Source organism: Methanofollis aquaemaris, from assembly GCF_017357525.1.
GTDB lineage: Archaea > Halobacteriota > Methanomicrobia > Methanomicrobiales > Methanofollaceae > Methanofollis > Methanofollis aquaemaris.
In genome coordinates this window covers 2,473,133-2,488,238 of the sequence record NZ_CP036172.1, presented here as the reverse complement: position 1 = coordinate 2,488,238, position 15,106 = coordinate 2,473,133, and the positions used below count along the sequence as shown (strand labels likewise).

The window sequence follows — 15,106 nt, the reverse complement described above, 5'->3', positions numbered from 1 at the left end:
ATACAAATGTACCTCCCGGCCGCACCGCGTCCCCGCCATTGAACACATTTTTTATACTCTCGTATATATTCTTGATACATGCTCGAACGGCTCATCCCCTCGAAGACGCGGGTGAAACTCCTCACCCTCTTCCTCATGAACCCTGGCCGCGAGATGTACCTCCGCGAGGTCCAGCGCCTCACCGGGGAGAACCTCAACGCCGTCAGGCGGGAACTCGCGAACCTCGAAGAGTTCGGGCTGCTCACCAGCACCCGGCGAGGGAACGCACATTTTTATGTGGTGGACCGCTCATTCCCTCTGTACGAGGAGTTGACCGCCATCATCCTCAAGACCGAGGGGGTGGCGAAGGTCATCGCCGAGCGCCTCGACGGGATTGGAACGATCGACCGGATGTTCATCTACGGCTCCTTCGCCCGCGGCGAGGCGGGCGCGGAGAGTGACATCGACCTCTTCATCGTCGGGACCGTGGACGAGGACCGGTTGATCGTCGCGGTGCAGGAGACCGAGGAGGCGCTCGGGAGAGAGATCAACTACGCCCTCTTCACGCCCGAAGAGATGGCGGAGCGGACCGCCGCAGACGACCCCTTCGTCGCGAACGTGCTGAGGGGGCCGAAGGTGATGCTGATTGGAACCGACTGACGACCTGAGACGCCGGGGCCTCATCAAGAAATTCCCCCCCGAACCCGGCGCGGTGGAGAACGCGATGGCCCTCGCGCGACGGGACGCAACCGTCGCTGGCACCATGCTCGCCGGCAACGCCGACTGGGCCTACACCATCGCCTACAACGCAATGCTCCAGGCCGGACGGGCGCTGATGTTCTCGAAGGGCTACCGGCCGGCGGGAACGAACCAGCATATCGCGGTGGTCAGGTTCACCGAACTCTACCTGGACCGCGAGGCCGTCCTCGCCTTCGACCGGATGCGGAGAAAACGGCACATCACGGTCTACGACATGGCCGGGACGGTTTCCGAAGGGGAGGCGCGAAACGCCGTCGCCCGTGCGGAAGCGTTTCTGGAGACCGTCGAAGGGCTTCTGGCGTGAGGAGAGGTTCACTTGACCGCCACCCTCTATCATCTCGTCGGGAACCCCCGACCTGCCGTGCCGCCCCCATCGTAAGATCTTTCCTATTATCTCACACCAGAGGGGAGACCCCCGGATCCCCCATGACGAAGATAGACGGAAGTGGCAATGTTGAGGATCAGGTGGGGGCAATCGCATTTCCCGACCGACACCTACCGGCTCACAACCACGCCTTGCGCGCCGCCGACTCGATGGCGCGCTGGACGCTATCTTTGGGCACGATCGTCGTCACCGGGATGCGGACCAGTTGCTCGATCGTCGAGGAGGCGATGGGAGCACAGACGATGGACACCGCCCCCTCCCGCTCGGCCCGGACGGCGGCGATGATCGCGTCCTCAAAGGAATGGACCGGGTACTCCCGTACCCTGAACTCGTGGCCGTCGACGATCGCCGTCCGCTCCTGGATGGACTCCAGGACGTAACGTGCTGCGATGAGCCCGATGAAGGCCTCCTCCGGGATCCGGGAGAAGGAACGGACCGTGTTGATGATCGCCCGCATGGTGGGGAGCGTGGGCGAGCGTTTGCCGGTGAGCACCTTATATAATGTGCTCTGGGCGACCCCGCTCCGCTCCGAGAGTTCGCGCACGCTCACCCGCAGGTCATTCTTCAGTACATGCTGGAGGACCGTCACAAACTCCTCGTCGGAGATGAGCGCCGCCTTGATGATACGTTCGACCGGGTCTGCCTGGATCATGGTCTATCTCTTCTGGGTAAAACATGATGAATGTTCTCCCGTACGTCCACACCCGGAGGCAGGGAGGAGAGGACGAAGGGGGATGGAACATGGACATAACGACACAAAAAAGATAGGGCAGACACAATCGGGCAATTTACCGACAGAAAGACGACGACCTATATATATCGTGAGACTGACCAGTACCCCATGGCAAACAAGATGCTCGCTGCAGTCCTCGCCATTGGGCTTGCAGCTCTTCTCATCGTCGCCGGATGCGTCTCTGAACCCGAGACCCCGACAACACCCACGACCGAAGGCGCCGAGGTCGGCGTCACCTACAGCCAGGGCGTCGGACCCATGCCGATGCTCCTCTCGACCGGCGAGATCGACGGATACATCGCGTGGCAGCCCTTCGTGGAGATCGCCACCGTCAGCGGGATCGGCAAGGTCGCCTCGTACTCCCAGGATCTCCCGCCCCAGGACATGTGGAAGGACCACCCCTGCTGTGTCGTCGTCACCCGTGACGACTTCGCCGCGGAACACGCCGACACCGTCAACGCCGTCAGCGCCCTCGCCACCCTGAGCAACCAGTACGTCAACGAGCACCAGAACGAGTCCGCCGAGATCGTCGCCGACTGGCTCGTCGGCAAGGGCAACTTCACCTACGGCGACGTCTCCGTCAGCTCGGTCGACGTCCTTGAGAAGGCGATCCCGACGATCAAGTTCACCAGCGAACCTTCCGAGAAGTGGATGGAAGGAGTCGACCTCTTCGTCGACGCCCAGGCCGAACTCGGCTACCTCACCGGGAGCCTGAAGGACACCACCAAGGAGGATCGCCGCGCCCTCATCTTCAACACCCAGCCGTACACCGAAGGCACAAAGATGATCGACGCCGGCGAGATCGCCACCCCGGCAACATTCGATAAGTTCGGCATCGGCTACCTCATGTCCGACCACCACGCCTCGCTCTTCGTCGCCATCAAGAACTGGGAATACTTCGAGGAGAACTACGGCATCGCCCTCAAGCCCAAAGACCTCACCCAGAGCAGGCCTGAAGCACTCGAACTGATCGTCAACGGCGAGAAGATCGCCGACGTCACGCTCGTCTCCGGCGCCGCCGGCCCGGCCCTGATGCAGCTTGCCGCCACCGACAACATCCAGATGGCCTGGGTCGGCGCCCCGCCGGCGATCAGCGCCATCGACAAAGGAACACCTATTAAGATTGTCCAACCCGTTAATACTGAGGGATCCGGACTCGTCGTGGCTGCATCCGCACCCGTAAACGACTGGCCGACCTTCGTCGACTGGGCGAACAGCAGAGCAGCCGAGGGGAAACCGTTGAAGATTGCGGCCCCGCTGAAAGGATCCATCCAGGACGTCATGCTCAAGTTCGCCCTCAAAGACAGCGGACTGGTGGTGAAAGAGGTCTGATGCAAAGAACGAATACACCCACGAGATCACAGATACAGAAAAGTACCGCTCTGAGGAGGAGGGCCCTGGGGGCCATCCTCCCTATTCTTCTCATCATTTGCTGGGAGATCGCCGCGGTCCTCATCAACAACGAGTTCATCCTCCCCCGTCTGGAGTCAGTGCTCGCGGTGCTTGCCAGCCCCACCACCGACATCCTGGGGAGCGGGAGCCTCATCAACAACGCCCTCCTCTCTGTCGAGAGGGTGGCGATGGGCTTCGGGCTCGCGGCCGCGGTCGGGATACCGCTGGGCATGGTGATGGGCTACTGGCAGAAGGCCGAGGACTTCGTCGACACGACGGTGCAACTCTTCAGGCCCATCCCGCCGCTCGCCTGGATCCCGCTGGCCCTCGCGTGGTTCAAGACCGGCCTCATCTCGATGACCTTCATCATCTTCATCGGGGCGGTCTTTCCGGTGCTGCTCAACACCGTCGACGGCGTGAAGTCGGTGAACCGGACCTGGGTCGAGTCGGCGCTCACCTTCGGGGCAAACCAGCGGCAGGTGCTTGCCAAGGTGGTCATGCCCGCCTCCCTCCCGACGATCTGGACCGGCCTGCGGGTCGGGTTCGGGATCGCCTGGATGTGCGTGGTGGCGGCCGAGATGCTGCCCGGCACCACCTCGGGCCTCGGATACCTGATCATGTATGCCTACAACTGGGGACAGGTGCAGGTGATCATCGCCGGGATGATCGTCATCGGGCTGATCGGTCTGCTCATCGACGGGCTCTTCAGGGTCGTCGAGCACCGGAAGTTCACCTGGAGGGGGATGACCAGATGACCCTCTCGATCAAGCATGTATCAAAGGTCTTCGTCAACGAGAAAGGCGAAGAGGTGACCGCGCTCGGCGACGTCAACCTCGAAGTCGAGGACGGCGAGTTCATCTGCATCCTCGGCCCATCGGGCTGCGGGAAGACGACGCTCCTGCGGATCATCGCGGGGCTCGACACCCCCACCGGCGGCCGGGCCGAGATCAACGGGAAAGAGATCGACGGGCCGGCGCCCGAACTCGCGATGATCTTCCAGGAGTACTCCCTGTACCCCTGGCGGACGATCATCGGCAATGCCGCCTTCGGGCTCGAAGTGCGGGGCGTCCCGAAGGAGGAGCGGTACGCAAAGGCGCGGGAGTACCTCAAACTTGTCGGGCTCGAGGAGTTCGAGAACAGTCATCCGCATGAACTCTCCGGCGGGATGCGCCAGCGGGTCGCAGTGGCCAGGGCTCTCTGCTCCGAGCCGCAGGTGCTCCTGATGGACGAGCCCTTCGGGGCCCTCGACGCCCAGACCAGGAACACGATGCAGAGAGAACTCCTGGAGATCTGGCAGAAGACGAAGAAGACCGTGATCTTCGTCACCCACAGCGTGGACGAGGCGGTCTATCTCTCCGACCGCGTCGTCGTCCTCTCTCCGCGGCCGTCGAATGTGCGGGAGGTCGTGACGGTGCCGCAGAAGCGCCCCCGCGACCGGACGAGCGTCGAGTTCGCCCAGGTCCGGCGGTACGTGCTCTCGTTGATCCAGAACCAGGGCGACTGAAGTCCCCGGGCAACGGCCCCGAAGGGGCCGGGATACTTTTTTACCGAGGGTTCTGGTCGGGGAGCGACTGCCCGCTCATCATGATCGTTTTCTCTGCCTTCCCGGCCCTATCGCCGTCCCGGGGGAGGGGGGGCAGCGCCCCCGGCGCGAGCGTGGGGGAAGGCACGGCGATCAATCAGACCACCCGCCCCACCAAAAAACGAGGCATGCCGGACTGTCCTCTCGCGTCTGGGAGGGGCCCCGGATCCCGGCCATGGGGATTGACGGGGGACGGCAACTCCTCTTCTCTTCGGGATCTCAGGGGGTGCCTTCCCGGCCCTATCGCAATCCCGGGGGAGGGGGGGGGCAGCGCCCCCGGCGCGAACGTTGAGGAAGGCACGTCGATCAGAACGAATGTCCCGGCAAAAAACGAGGAATGCCGGGCTGTTCTCTCGCGTCTGGGGGGGGGCCCCGGACCCCGGCCATGGGGATTGATGAGGGGCGGCAGGAAGTGTCTTCTTCTGGATCGTTCTTCTCTTCGTGATCTCAGGAGTGGCCTTCCCGGATCGATCGATGCCCACATATAATAATAGACGAATGATCGAGAGATGAAGTCCCCACTCCTCACACTCTCGCTCTGCTGCATCGGGATTCTGATGGTGTATACCGGCGGGTGCATCGCCGCCGACACCGGAAATTCGGATACTTCGAACCTCTCCGCATTCAAAGAGCGGGTGAACGAGAGCCAGAAATACTACGACGAGATGGTCGTCTCAGACCCGGAGAACGCCACCGCGTGGTGCATCCGGGGGATGTTCTACAACAACAATTACAACCGGTATGACGAGGCCCTGGCGAGTTGCGAGAGAGCGCTCGGACTGGACCCCGAGTACGGCCTGGCCTGGTACCTGAAAGGGACCATCCTGACGAACATGGAGAAGGACGCCGAAGCGGAGGCGTGCTTCAGGAATGCAACGAAATACGATCCCACACTGCCCGAAGGTCTCGGGGAGCCGGTGGAGCGGTCCTCATACGGGGCCGGGGGATACAGCATCGCCACGGGGTGAGATGAGGGTGCTTTCCTTTCGGTTCAATCCCGCCCGCCCATTCTTCATCCTCAAGGTCCGGGGGCAGAATCTCCGGCGCGTATGATGGAGAGAGGTGGGCGTTCAGACGGGCCGCCCCACAGAAAGATTTTCACCGCCGTCTCGCGCCGGGGGTTTCACCCCCGGACCCCCCCGACGAAGCTAGCCGAGGGGCGGCAATGAGCGGTGTTCCTCCTGCGATCCTGTCTTAAGAAAATAATCAGGGGGTTGCCTTGAATGGTGCTCTCCCCGGGATCTCGGGAGTGGCCTTCCCGCACCTATCGCCATCCCGGGGGTTCCGGGGGCAGAGCCCCCGGCGTGAGCGTTGAGGAAGGCACCCCGATCAGACGTCTTCCATCCCCCGGCGCCACGGCAAGCGACGATGGAGGCGGCCGGGAGGTCGCGGAAAATCGATGAGGATTTCAGCAGAGCATGAGACGCTTTTCAAGCGGTACGGCTGAGAAGGCGTGCGTTCGCTTCATGCGCCATGCTCCTCCGCTCCAGTAACCTTTATTAAGAAAAATCACAATCTTATAAAGCACGAACTTACGGCGAGGCGTTGTGAGGTATGGTACGTAAACCAGGAGTAATGTATAGGAATCTCGCCAAGAAGGCATATACTCGGCGAGAATATATGGGCGGCGTGCCCGGCAGCAGGATCGTGCAGTTTGATATGGGCAACCTCAGCGGTGACTTCCCGATGGAAATCTCCCTTGTGGTAGACGAGGCCTGTCAGATCCGCCACACTGCACTTGAAGCGGCGCGTATTAACATCAACAGGCGTCTGATGAAGGAGATTGGGCGTGCAGGGTACCACCTCAAACTCCGCACCTACCCCCATCATGTGCTGCGTGAGAACAAGCAGGCCACCGGTGCCGGTGCCGACCGTGTCTCAGAAGGGATGCGGATGGCCTTCGGCAAACCGGTCGGGACTGCAGCCAGGGTCGAACCCGGCCAGAAGATCTTCACGGTCTACACCAGCAAGAACCAGATCGAGAAGGCAAAGGACGCCATCAAGCACGGCGGCTACAAGCTTCCGTCACCGATCCGCGTCGTCATCGAAGAGAAAGCAGAGAACTGAATATTCTTCTTTTTTCTCTTCCCTGCCGCGAGGCAGAGGGAGAGAGCAGTTCGACAGCATATTTTTTAGCCCTCCTCATCCATTATAACCGATGATGGAGAGCGCGTCATCCGGACTTCTGGACGCAGTCGCCGCGGCAACCGCGTCCGCACTTCAGGAGGCCGAGACCTCCCTTCCCGCCGACGTGAAAGCGGCGATCGGTCGGGCACTCGAGAGGGAACAGGACCCGACCGCCAGGGCCCAGCTCGAGAACATTCGGGAGAATATACGCTATGCCGGGGAGCGCGGGCTCCCGCTCTGCCAGGACACCGGCGTCCCGGTGATCTACCTCACCCTCCCGCCCTCGGTCCCGGCGACCGGGGAACTCTACGAGGCGGTGGCGAGGGGCGTGCGCCAGGCGACGGCGGCGGTCCCGCTCAGGCCCAATGTCGTCGACCCGCTGACCAGGGAGAATACGAGAGACAACACCGGCGGGGGGATGCCGGCGGTCCATGTGAAACCGGGCAGGGAGTTGACGGTCACCGTCCTCCCGAAGGGTGCGGGCGCCGAGAACTGTTCGCGGATCGCGATGCTCCTTCCCTCGCAGAAAGGCGAGATCGCCAGGTTTGTCGCGGAGACGATGCTCCTTGCCGGCGGCAAACCCTGTCCCCCGGTCGTCCTCGGGGTCGGGATCGGCGCCACCTTCGACGGGGCGGCGGCGCTCGCGAAAGAGGCCCTGCTTCTCCCGATCGATGAGATGGATCCTTTCGAGCAGGAACTCTGCGAGGCCGTCAACGCCCTCGGGATCGGGCCGATGGGCCTGGGGGGGACAGTCACCGCCCTCGCGGTGAAGGTGAAACGCGGCCACTGCCACACCGCCTCCCTCCCGGTGGCGGTCAATGTCCAGTGCTGGGCGTCCAGGCGGGCGACCAGAAAAGTGGAGGCGGAGCAATGGACCTGACCACACCGCTCGGCGACGAGGTGCTCGACCTGCGGGCAGGCGACGCCGTCACCCTCTCCGGGACGGTGTATACCGCACGGGACGAGGCACACCTGCGGATGATGGAAGAAGGCATCCCCTTCGATCCGGCGGGTGCGGCGGTCTACCACTGCGGCCCGGTGATCAGGGACGGAAAGGTCGTCGCCGCTGGCCCGACCACCTCGGCGCGGATGAACGCCCTCTCGGGCTTTCTCCTCGACGCGGGCGTCCGCGCCCTCGTCGGCAAAGGCGGGATGGACGAGCGGGTACGGGAAGCACTCCGCGGCCGCGGCGTGTACCTCGCCTTCACCGGCGGGTGCGCCGCCCTCGCCGCCGCAAGGATGCAGGTGAAGAGCGTCTCCTTCGAAGACCTCGGGATGGCCGAGGCGGTCTGGGAGATCGAACTCGACCATCTGCCGCTCATCGTCGGGATCGACGCCCACGGCGGCGACCTCTTCGCAGCCGTTATGCAGAAGGCAAAACTACAATTTGACCAGCAGTTCAATAGTTATAAAGGACCGGGTCTATGAAACTCATCATTGACGAGACCAGGTGCAAGGGCTGCAACCTCTGCACCCTGGTCTGCCCATACAAGATCTTTCAGGAGGGGACGAAACCGAACCACAAGGGCGTGGTGGTGCCTGTCCTCGACCGCCCCGAGCGCTGCACCAACTGTCGGCTGCAGAAACTCTACGGACGGGTGCTCTGCGGCGTCTGCCAGATGATCTGTCCCGACCAGGCGATCACCTGGGTGGACGAAGACCCCTATACCCCGGTGAAGGTGGTGATTGAGGAGTGACGCGTCTTGAGTTCTGGCAGGGCAACACCGCCTGTGCCGAAGGAGCCCTCGCGGCCGGGTGCCGATTCTTCGGAGGCTACCCGATCACGCCCTCGACCGAGGTCGCCGAGCACATGGCCAGACGCCTCCCGAAGGTCGGCGGCGTCTTTGTCCAGATGGAAGACGAACTCGCAAGCATCGCCTCGATCATCGGCGCCTCGTGGACCGGGAAGCGGTCGATGACCGCCACCTCGGGTCCGGGTTTCTCCCTGATGATGGAGAACATCGGGTACGGGATCATGACCGAGACGCCCTGCGTCGTCGTCAATGTCCAGCGCGGCGGGCCGAGCACCGGTCAGCCGACCCGCGCCTCCCAGGGCGACATGATGCAGTGCCGCTTCGGGTCGCACGGCGACATCGCGGTCATCGCCGTCAGTCCGGGATCAGTCCAGGAGATGTACGAACTGACCGCGAAGGCCTTCAACCTCGCCGACCGGTACCGGGTGCCGACCTTCGTGATGACCGACGAGATCATCGCACATATGCGCGAGCGGATCGAGGTGCCCGACGCCGTCGAGATCGTCGAGCGCCGTCCGCTGGAGAAGGGCGCTCTTCCGTACGCCGCGGGCGAGGACGGTGTCCCCGGTTTCCCCACCTTCGGCCAGGGCTACGGGGTGCATGTGACCGGGCTCACCCACGACGAGCGGGGCTATCCCTCCTCCACCGACCCGCATGTCCACGACAAACTGGTCAGACGGCTCGTCGGGAAGGTCGAGGGAGCGCGCCGGGAGATGGCCGACTACGAGGTGATCAACCCGGACGCCGAGGTGGTCTTTGTCTCGTACGGCTCCCCCGGACGGTCGGTGAAACAGGCGGTCAGGGACATGGACGACGAACGGGTCGGCTCCCTGCGCCTGCGGGTGGTCTGGCCCTTCCCCGACTTCGCCTTGAACGAGTTCAAGAACGCCAGGGTCTTTCTGGTGCCTGAACTGAACCTCGGGCAGATCGCGCGGGAGGTCGCCAGCCACACCGCGGTGCCGGTCGTCCCGGTACCCGAACTCGGCGGCGAACTGCACACCCCGGCGCGGCTTGCAAAGACGGCGGAGGAATATCTGTGAAAGACTTTCGGGAGTGGCTGCGGGAAGACCGCATGCCCCACATCTACTGTACCGGGTGCGGGAACGGCACGGTGATCAACTGCACCCTCAACGCCGTGAACCAGATGGGCTGGGAACCCGAGAACACCGTCTTCATCTCGGGGATCGGGTGTTCGTCCAGGGCACCCGGCTACATCATCACCGACTCCCTCCACACCACCCACGGCCGGGCGATCCCCTTCGCCACCGGCGTGAAACTCAGCCGGCCCGACCTCCACGTGGTGGTCTTCACCGGGGACGGCGACCTGGCGGCGATCGGCGGCAACCATTTCATCCACGCCTGCCGCAGGAACATCGACCTGACGGTCGTCTGCATGAACAACTACATCTACGGGATGACCGGCGGGCAGGGAAGCCCGTGCACCCCGCTCGGGGCCATCTCGACCACGACGCCGTACGGGTGCCACGAGGCCCCCTTCGACCTCGCCGCCCTCGCGGTGGCGGCCGGCGCGAACTATGTCTCCCGCTGGACCTCGTACCATGTGAAGGAACTGACGCGGGCGGTGCAGGCCGGGCTGGAGACGCCGGGCTTCTCGCTCGTCGAGGCCCTGGTCCAGTGCCCGACCGGGTACGGGCGGCGGAACAAACTCCGCGACGCCCAGTCGATGGTCCACTGGATGCGCGACCACGCCGTCCTGATGAAAAAGTGGAAACAGATGGAGGCCGAAGGCCGCCCGCTCCCTGCGGACAAGTTCCCGGTGGGCGAGTTCGTGCGGCGGAACCGGCCGGCGATGGGGGTGCCTGAAGAATGAGACACGAAGTGCGGTTCTCAGGGTTCGGCGGCCAGGGGATCATCCTCTCGGCCGTCATCCTCGGCCGGGCCGCGGCGATCTACGACGAGAAATACGCCGTCCAGACGCAAGTCTACGGCCCCGAGGCGCGGGGCGGGGCGTCGATGAGCGCCGTCGTCATCGACGACGAACCGGTGCTGTATCCCGAGGTGACCGAACCCGACATCTATGTGATCATGTCGCAGGAAGGGTTCCTCAAGTACGGCGCCGGGGCGCCGGAAGGAGCGGTGATGCTCCTCGACGACGGCCTCGTGCAGGACCGGCCCGCGTGCCGGTTCCACCCTGTCCCGGCAACCTACGAGGCGAAGTTCACCCTCAACCGGGTGATCGTCGCCAATATCGTGATGCTCGGTGCGCTTATTGCGATCACCGGGATCGTCTCCAGAGAGGCGATCGAGAAGGCCGTCCTCGACTCGGTCCCGAAGGGGACCGAGGATCTCAATATGCGGGCGCTGAAACTCGGTTTTGACCTCGGCACAAGGAGCATGCACAATGAAACTGCTTGAATTTGAGGCAAAAGAACTTTTCAAACAACATGGTATCCAGGTGCCCAGGGGCGTCCTGATCAGCGACCACGAGGAAGCGGTCCTCAACCTCCGCAAGGTCGGGCCGAAAGTCGTGGTCAAGGCGCAGGTCGACGTCGGCGGACGGGGGAAGGCCGGCGGCGTCCTGATGGCCGACACCGACACGGCGCTCCTGGCCGCCCGTGAACTCTTTGCGAGAGAGATCAAGGGCGTCAAGGTCGCACGGGTGCTCATCGAGGAGCGCCTGGACATCAGGCACGAATACTACGTGAGCATCACCATCGACCGCTCGACCAAACACCCGGTCGTCCTCTTTGCCGAGACCGGCGGCGTCAATATCGAGGAGACGGCAAAGACCAACCCTGACGCGATCAGGAAGGTCTCGTTCACGCCGCTCCTGCGCAATATCCCGCGGTTCCTCCTGCGCGAGTTGATCCGGGACGCCCCCGCCGAGGTCGGCGAGACGATCAACAAACTCTACCATGTCTTCTGCGACCGGGACGCCCTCCTCGCCGAGATCAACCCGCTGGTCATCACTCCCCAGGGAGTCTATGCGGCCGACGCCAAACTGATCGTCGACGACAACGCTCTCGCCCGCCAGGAGATCGCGGTGAACCGCGACCTCACCAGGCGCGAGCGCGAGGCCGAGCGGCACGGGTTCTCCTATGTCGAACTCGACGGATCGATCGGGGTCATCGGCAACGGTGCCGGGCTGACCATGTCCACCCTCGACCTCATCGAGCACTTCGGTGGGAAGGCGGCGAACTTCCTGGACGTCGGCGGCGGCGCCGACAAGGACCGGGTGAAGTACGCCGTCGAACTGGTCGCGGATATGCCCGCGGTGAAGGTGATCATCGTCAATCTCCTGGGCGGGATCACGCGCTGCGACGAGGTGGCCCGCGGGATCATCGAGGCCGGTGTCGAACAGCCGGTGATTGTCCGGCTTGCCGGCACGAACGAGAAAGAAGGGAGAGAACTCCTCGCCGGGCACGGGTACCGGATGCTCGGGAGCATGGACGAGGCTGTCGAGGCCGCCGTGGAGGTGACCGCATGATCTACGGGGACAAAGACACCAGGATCATCGTGCAGGGCGCGACCGGCAAGCAGGGTTCGTTCCATATCAACCTGATGAACGAGTACGCCCGGTCGGTCGGGGGCAGAGGCGTCGTCGCCGGGGTCACGCCCGGCAAGGGCGGCCGCGAGGTCTGCGGCGTCCCGGTCTACGACACCGTCAAGGAGGCCCTGGCCGAGCACGACGCCACCTCGAGCGTCCTCTTCGTCCCGGCCGGTGCGGCCGGCGACTCGATCATGGAAGGCGCCCACGCGGGGCTCGAACTGATCGTGGCGATCACCGAACATATCCCGGTCCACGACGCCATGAAGGCGATCGGGTATGCGGAGACGGTCGGGTGCACGGTCATCGGCCCGAACTGTCCAGGTCTCCTCTCACCCGGCGAACTGAAACTCGGGATCATGCCTGCCCATCTCTACTCCCGCGGCCACGTCGGGGTCGTCTCCAGGAGCGGGACGCTCACCTACGAGGTCGTCGACGAACTGACCAGGGCAGGCATCGGCCAGTCCACGGTCATCGGGATCGGGGGCGACCCGGTCATCGGCCAGACTTTCGCCGACACCCTGGCCAGGTTCGAGGAAGACCCGCAGACCAAGGCCGTGGTGCTCATCGGCGAGGTCGGCGGCAACCTGGAGGAGGAAGGGGTCAGGTCGACCGACCTTCCGATCGCGGCCTACATCGCCGGGGTCACCGCCCCGCCGAACAAGCGGATGGGACACGCGGGCGCGATCATCGCCGGCGGCGAGGGCGACGCAAAGTCCAAGATCAAAAGGCTCAAAGCGATGGGGGTCGACGTCGCCTCACGGCCGTCCGAGATCCCCGGCATCATCAAAAGACTCCTATGAACGAGAAACTCCTTGTCCAGACAGCGGCGGAACTCGCCGAGGAGATCGGGGCGCGGGCGATCGTGGCGTTCACCCACCCCTGCACCTGCCAGGCAAAGGTGCCGCTGATCTGGGTCACCGACCTGCAACTCGACATCCTTAAGGATCTCTCGATGTGCGAGATCCTCTCGGTCTGCGAACACCATATGCTCGACACCGCAGTGCAGGTTTATCTCAAGGAACAGTTCGAGGACGGGACGGTCGTGGCGGTCTTCCCGTACGCCATCCTCATCTTCGACCTGGAGAAGGCGAAGAACTTTGTCAATATCAAGGAGTACGAGGAGATCGTCCCGAGAGACGTGATGTACGCCGTTCTCAACCTCGCCCTCGAGATCGCCGTCGAGGGGCGCGAGGGCAGGAAGATCGGGACGGCCTTCATCATCGGCGACCCGGCAAAGATCGCGAGGCATTCCCACCAGGCGATCCTCAATCCCTATGCAGGGCACGACCCGGCCTACCGCGATGTCACGAACCGCGAGAACTGGGAGAGCGTCAAGGAGTTCGCCCAGATCGACGGTGTCTTCGTCCTGGACACCGAGGGCACGCTCCAGTCGGCCGGGACGTACCTCGACGTCAACGCGAAGGTCGTCGACCTCCCGCCCGGCCTGGGGGGTCGGCACCTGGCGACGGCGGCGATCACCGCGGTGACGCCGGCGGTCGGGGTGACCGTCTCGGAGAGCGGGGGATTGGTGAGAGTCTTTCGTGACGGCGTCTGTACCATTACGATCCGGTCGGATATCAGGATCACCAGTTAGAAATGGTTAAATGATGCACAAGCATTTTATGTACTATTCAGAAGACCGAGGGTTATTATGATCAGGAATATCAGGGTAGAAGAGATCGAACAGACCCCAATCGAGAGACAACAGATCGAACTGGTCGAGCGCAAGGGTATCGGCCACCCTGACAGCATTGCCGACGGTATCGCGGAGGCGATCTCGCGGGCGCTGTGCAGGGCGTACATGGACGAGTGCGGGATGTACCTCCACCACAATACCGACCAGGGCGAGATCGTCGCCGGTGAGTCCATCCCCTGTTTCGGCGGCGGCAAGGTCGTCAAGCCAATCTATGCCCTCCTCACCGGACGGGCCACGAAGGTCTTTGACGGGATCAACATCCCGGCCGACGCCATCGCGGTCGAGGCGGCCAGGGCCTATGTCAAGAGCATCATCCCCATCATGAACATGGAGAGCGACATCATCGTCGACTGCCGGATGGGGAGCGGGTCGACCGACCTGCGCGACGTCTTCAAGACCTGCGGGGGCACGAGGGTGATGCGGGCGAACGACACTTCGTTCGGCGTGGGCCACGCCCCGTTCAGCGAGGCCGAGAGCCTGGTCAAGGGTGTCTCCGACTATATCGACACCACCTACCGTCCCCGCCACCCCGAGATCGGGACCGATGTGAAGGTGATGGGTCTGCGTGACGGCGACGAGATCACCCTCACCCTCGCGGTGGCGATGGTCGACCGCTACCTCTCCGATGTCGGGGAGTATGTCGAGGCGGTCGAGGCCCTCAAGGAGAATCTCCAGGGGATCGCTCCGCAGTTCACCGGGAGAAAGACCCAGGTGCATGTCAACACCGCCGACGACATCAACAACGGCAGCGTCTTCCTCACCGTCAACGGCACCTCGGCCGAGATGGGCGACGACGGGTCGGTCGGCAGGGGCAACCGGTGCAACGGGCTGATCACCCCCAACCGTTCGATGAGCATGGAGGCGACGAGCGGAAAGAACCCGATCAACCATATCGGCAAGATCTACAACCTCCTCGCCACGCAACTCGGCGCCACCTGCGTTGCCGAGGTGGACGGGATCGAGGAGATCTGTATCAGGCTCCTCTCCCAGATCGGCCACCCCATCGACCAGCCGCTGGTGGCGAGCGCCCAGATCATCCCGAGGCAGGGCGTCGCATTCGCCGAGGTCCAGCCCGCGGTCCAGGCGATCATCGACGCCGGTCTCGAAGACATCACCAGCATCACCGAGAAGGTCATCAGGGGCGACCTGAAGACCTTCTGAGATTTTTTGAACACAACCATTTTTTGA

General features: G+C 63.5%; 18 protein-coding genes. 17 read left to right on the top strand and 1 reads right to left on the bottom strand.

The window, feature by feature from the left end:
* Nucleotides 1-78: 78 nt before the first annotated feature.
* Nucleotides 79-639, top strand: a complete 561-nt coding sequence (locus RJ40_RS11810; RefSeq protein ID WP_265581052.1) for a nucleotidyltransferase domain-containing protein — start codon at nucleotides 79-81, stop codon at nucleotides 637-639.
* Nucleotides 626-1,042, top strand: a complete 417-nt coding sequence (locus tag RJ40_RS11805; protein ID WP_265581051.1) for a HEPN domain-containing protein — start codon at nucleotides 626-628, stop codon at nucleotides 1,040-1,042. Before RJ40_RS11810 ends, RJ40_RS11805 begins: the two co-directional genes overlap by 14 nt.
* A 199-nt stretch (nucleotides 1,043-1,241) precedes the next feature.
* Here RJ40_RS11805 and RJ40_RS11800 read toward each other — a convergent pair whose 3' ends face one another.
* A complete protein-coding gene (locus RJ40_RS11800) occupies nucleotides 1,242-1,775 on the bottom strand; it encodes a helix-turn-helix domain-containing protein (RefSeq protein ID WP_265581050.1) in 534 nt (177 codons plus the stop codon).
* Nucleotides 1,776-1,964: 189 nt separating this feature from the next.
* On the opposite strand from RJ40_RS11800, the gene RJ40_RS11795 reads away from it, so the two are divergent.
* From RJ40_RS11795 to RJ40_RS11725, 15 genes are all read left to right on the top strand, one after another.
* Nucleotides 1,965-3,188 (top strand): ABC transporter substrate-binding protein, encoded by a 1,224-nt coding sequence (locus RJ40_RS11795; RefSeq protein ID WP_265581049.1) that lies wholly within the window; start codon nucleotides 1,965-1,967, stop codon nucleotides 3,186-3,188.
* Nucleotides 3,188-4,003: an ABC transporter permease gene (locus RJ40_RS11790; protein WP_265581048.1), complete on the top strand. Its 816-nt coding sequence runs from the start codon at nucleotides 3,188-3,190 to the stop codon at nucleotides 4,001-4,003. The genes RJ40_RS11795 and RJ40_RS11790 overlap by 1 nt, the downstream gene beginning before the upstream one ends.
* On the top strand, nucleotides 4,000-4,752 hold the full coding sequence (locus RJ40_RS11785; RefSeq protein WP_265581047.1) for an ABC transporter ATP-binding protein: 753 nt from the start codon (nucleotides 4,000-4,002) through the stop codon (nucleotides 4,750-4,752). Before RJ40_RS11790 ends, RJ40_RS11785 begins: the two co-directional genes overlap by 4 nt.
* Nucleotides 4,753-5,339: 587 nt before the next feature.
* Complete coding sequence (locus RJ40_RS11780; RefSeq protein ID WP_265581046.1) at nucleotides 5,340-5,798, top strand: tetratricopeptide repeat protein; 459 nt, start codon at nucleotides 5,340-5,342, stop codon at nucleotides 5,796-5,798.
* A 586-nt stretch (nucleotides 5,799-6,384) separates the two neighbouring features.
* Complete coding sequence (locus tag RJ40_RS11775) at nucleotides 6,385-6,897, top strand: 50S ribosomal protein L16 (protein WP_265581045.1); 513 nt, start codon at nucleotides 6,385-6,387, stop codon at nucleotides 6,895-6,897.
* Nucleotides 6,898-6,988: 91 nt separating this feature from the next.
* Entirely contained in the window at nucleotides 6,989-7,837 is an 849-nt protein-coding gene (locus tag RJ40_RS11770; RefSeq protein WP_394357385.1) for a fumarate hydratase, read from the top strand.
* Nucleotides 7,828-8,385: a FumA C-terminus/TtdB family hydratase beta subunit gene (locus RJ40_RS11765; RefSeq protein WP_265581044.1), complete on the top strand. Its 558-nt coding sequence runs from the start codon at nucleotides 7,828-7,830 to the stop codon at nucleotides 8,383-8,385. Before RJ40_RS11770 ends, RJ40_RS11765 begins: the two co-directional genes overlap by 10 nt.
* Complete coding sequence (locus RJ40_RS11760; protein WP_265581043.1) at nucleotides 8,382-8,654, top strand: 4Fe-4S dicluster domain-containing protein; 273 nt, start codon at nucleotides 8,382-8,384, stop codon at nucleotides 8,652-8,654. The genes RJ40_RS11765 and RJ40_RS11760 overlap by 4 nt, the downstream gene beginning before the upstream one ends.
* A complete protein-coding gene (locus tag RJ40_RS11755; protein WP_265581042.1) occupies nucleotides 8,651-9,751 on the top strand; it encodes a 2-oxoacid:acceptor oxidoreductase subunit alpha in 1,101 nt (366 codons plus the stop codon). Before RJ40_RS11760 ends, RJ40_RS11755 begins: the two co-directional genes overlap by 4 nt.
* Nucleotides 9,752-9,783: 32 nt before the next feature.
* On the top strand, nucleotides 9,784-10,542 hold the full coding sequence (locus RJ40_RS11750) for a thiamine pyrophosphate-dependent enzyme (protein WP_265582577.1): 759 nt from the start codon (nucleotides 9,784-9,786) through the stop codon (nucleotides 10,540-10,542).
* A complete protein-coding gene (locus tag RJ40_RS11745) occupies nucleotides 10,539-11,087 on the top strand; it encodes a 2-oxoacid:acceptor oxidoreductase family protein (protein ID WP_265581041.1) in 549 nt (182 codons plus the stop codon). Before RJ40_RS11750 ends, RJ40_RS11745 begins: the two co-directional genes overlap by 4 nt.
* A complete protein-coding gene (gene sucC / locus RJ40_RS11740; protein ID WP_265581040.1) occupies nucleotides 11,074-12,159 on the top strand; it encodes an ADP-forming succinate--CoA ligase subunit beta in 1,086 nt (361 codons plus the stop codon). The genes RJ40_RS11745 and sucC overlap by 14 nt, the downstream gene beginning before the upstream one ends.
* Entirely contained in the window at nucleotides 12,156-13,022 is an 867-nt protein-coding gene (gene sucD, locus RJ40_RS11735; protein ID WP_265581039.1) for a succinate--CoA ligase subunit alpha, read from the top strand. Before sucC ends, sucD begins: the two co-directional genes overlap by 4 nt.
* Nucleotides 13,019-13,816, top strand: coding sequence for a DNA integrity scanning protein DisA nucleotide-binding domain protein (locus RJ40_RS11730; protein WP_265581038.1), 798 nt, complete (start codon nucleotides 13,019-13,021; stop codon nucleotides 13,814-13,816). Before sucD ends, RJ40_RS11730 begins: the two co-directional genes overlap by 4 nt.
* A gap of 57 nt (nucleotides 13,817-13,873) precedes the next feature.
* On the top strand, nucleotides 13,874-15,079 hold the full coding sequence (locus RJ40_RS11725; protein WP_265581037.1) for a methionine adenosyltransferase: 1,206 nt from the start codon (nucleotides 13,874-13,876) through the stop codon (nucleotides 15,077-15,079).
* The last annotated feature ends 27 nt before the right edge of the window (nucleotides 15,080-15,106 follow it).

Bases quoted from the DNA above. Each gene is read 5' to 3' on its own strand.
- RJ40_RS11770 (WP_394357385.1), top strand. From the start codon at position 6,989: ATGATGGAGAGCGCGTCATCCGGACTTCTGGACGCAGTCGCCGCGGCA.
- RJ40_RS11810 (WP_265581052.1), top strand. From the start codon at position 79: ATGCTCGAACGGCTCATCCCCTCGAAGACGCGGGTGAAACTCCTCACC.
- RJ40_RS11785 (WP_265581047.1), top strand. From the start codon at position 4,000: ATGACCCTCTCGATCAAGCATGTATCAAAGGTCTTCGTCAACGAGAAA.
- RJ40_RS11795 (WP_265581049.1), top strand. From the start codon at position 1,965: ATGGCAAACAAGATGCTCGCTGCAGTCCTCGCCATTGGGCTTGCAGCT.
- RJ40_RS11765 (WP_265581044.1), top strand. From the start codon at position 7,828: ATGGACCTGACCACACCGCTCGGCGACGAGGTGCTCGACCTGCGGGCA.
- sucD (WP_265581039.1), top strand. From the start codon at position 12,156: ATGATCTACGGGGACAAAGACACCAGGATCATCGTGCAGGGCGCGACC.
- RJ40_RS11750 (WP_265582577.1), top strand. From the start codon at position 9,784: ATGCCCCACATCTACTGTACCGGGTGCGGGAACGGCACGGTGATCAAC.
- RJ40_RS11725 (WP_265581037.1), top strand. From the start codon at position 13,874: ATGATCAGGAATATCAGGGTAGAAGAGATCGAACAGACCCCAATCGAG.
- RJ40_RS11745 (WP_265581041.1), top strand. From the start codon at position 10,539: ATGAGACACGAAGTGCGGTTCTCAGGGTTCGGCGGCCAGGGGATCATC.
- RJ40_RS11800 (WP_265581050.1), bottom strand. From the start codon at position 1,775: ATGATCCAGGCAGACCCGGTCGAACGTATCATCAAGGCGGCGCTCATC.
- RJ40_RS11790 (WP_265581048.1), top strand. From the start codon at position 3,188: ATGCAAAGAACGAATACACCCACGAGATCACAGATACAGAAAAGTACC.
- RJ40_RS11730 (WP_265581038.1), top strand. From the start codon at position 13,019: ATGAACGAGAAACTCCTTGTCCAGACAGCGGCGGAACTCGCCGAGGAG.
- RJ40_RS11760 (WP_265581043.1), top strand. From the start codon at position 8,382: ATGAAACTCATCATTGACGAGACCAGGTGCAAGGGCTGCAACCTCTGC.
- sucC (WP_265581040.1), top strand. From the start codon at position 11,074: ATGAAACTGCTTGAATTTGAGGCAAAAGAACTTTTCAAACAACATGGT.
- RJ40_RS11775 (WP_265581045.1), top strand. From the start codon at position 6,385: ATGGTACGTAAACCAGGAGTAATGTATAGGAATCTCGCCAAGAAGGCA.
- RJ40_RS11780 (WP_265581046.1), top strand. From the start codon at position 5,340: ATGAAGTCCCCACTCCTCACACTCTCGCTCTGCTGCATCGGGATTCTG.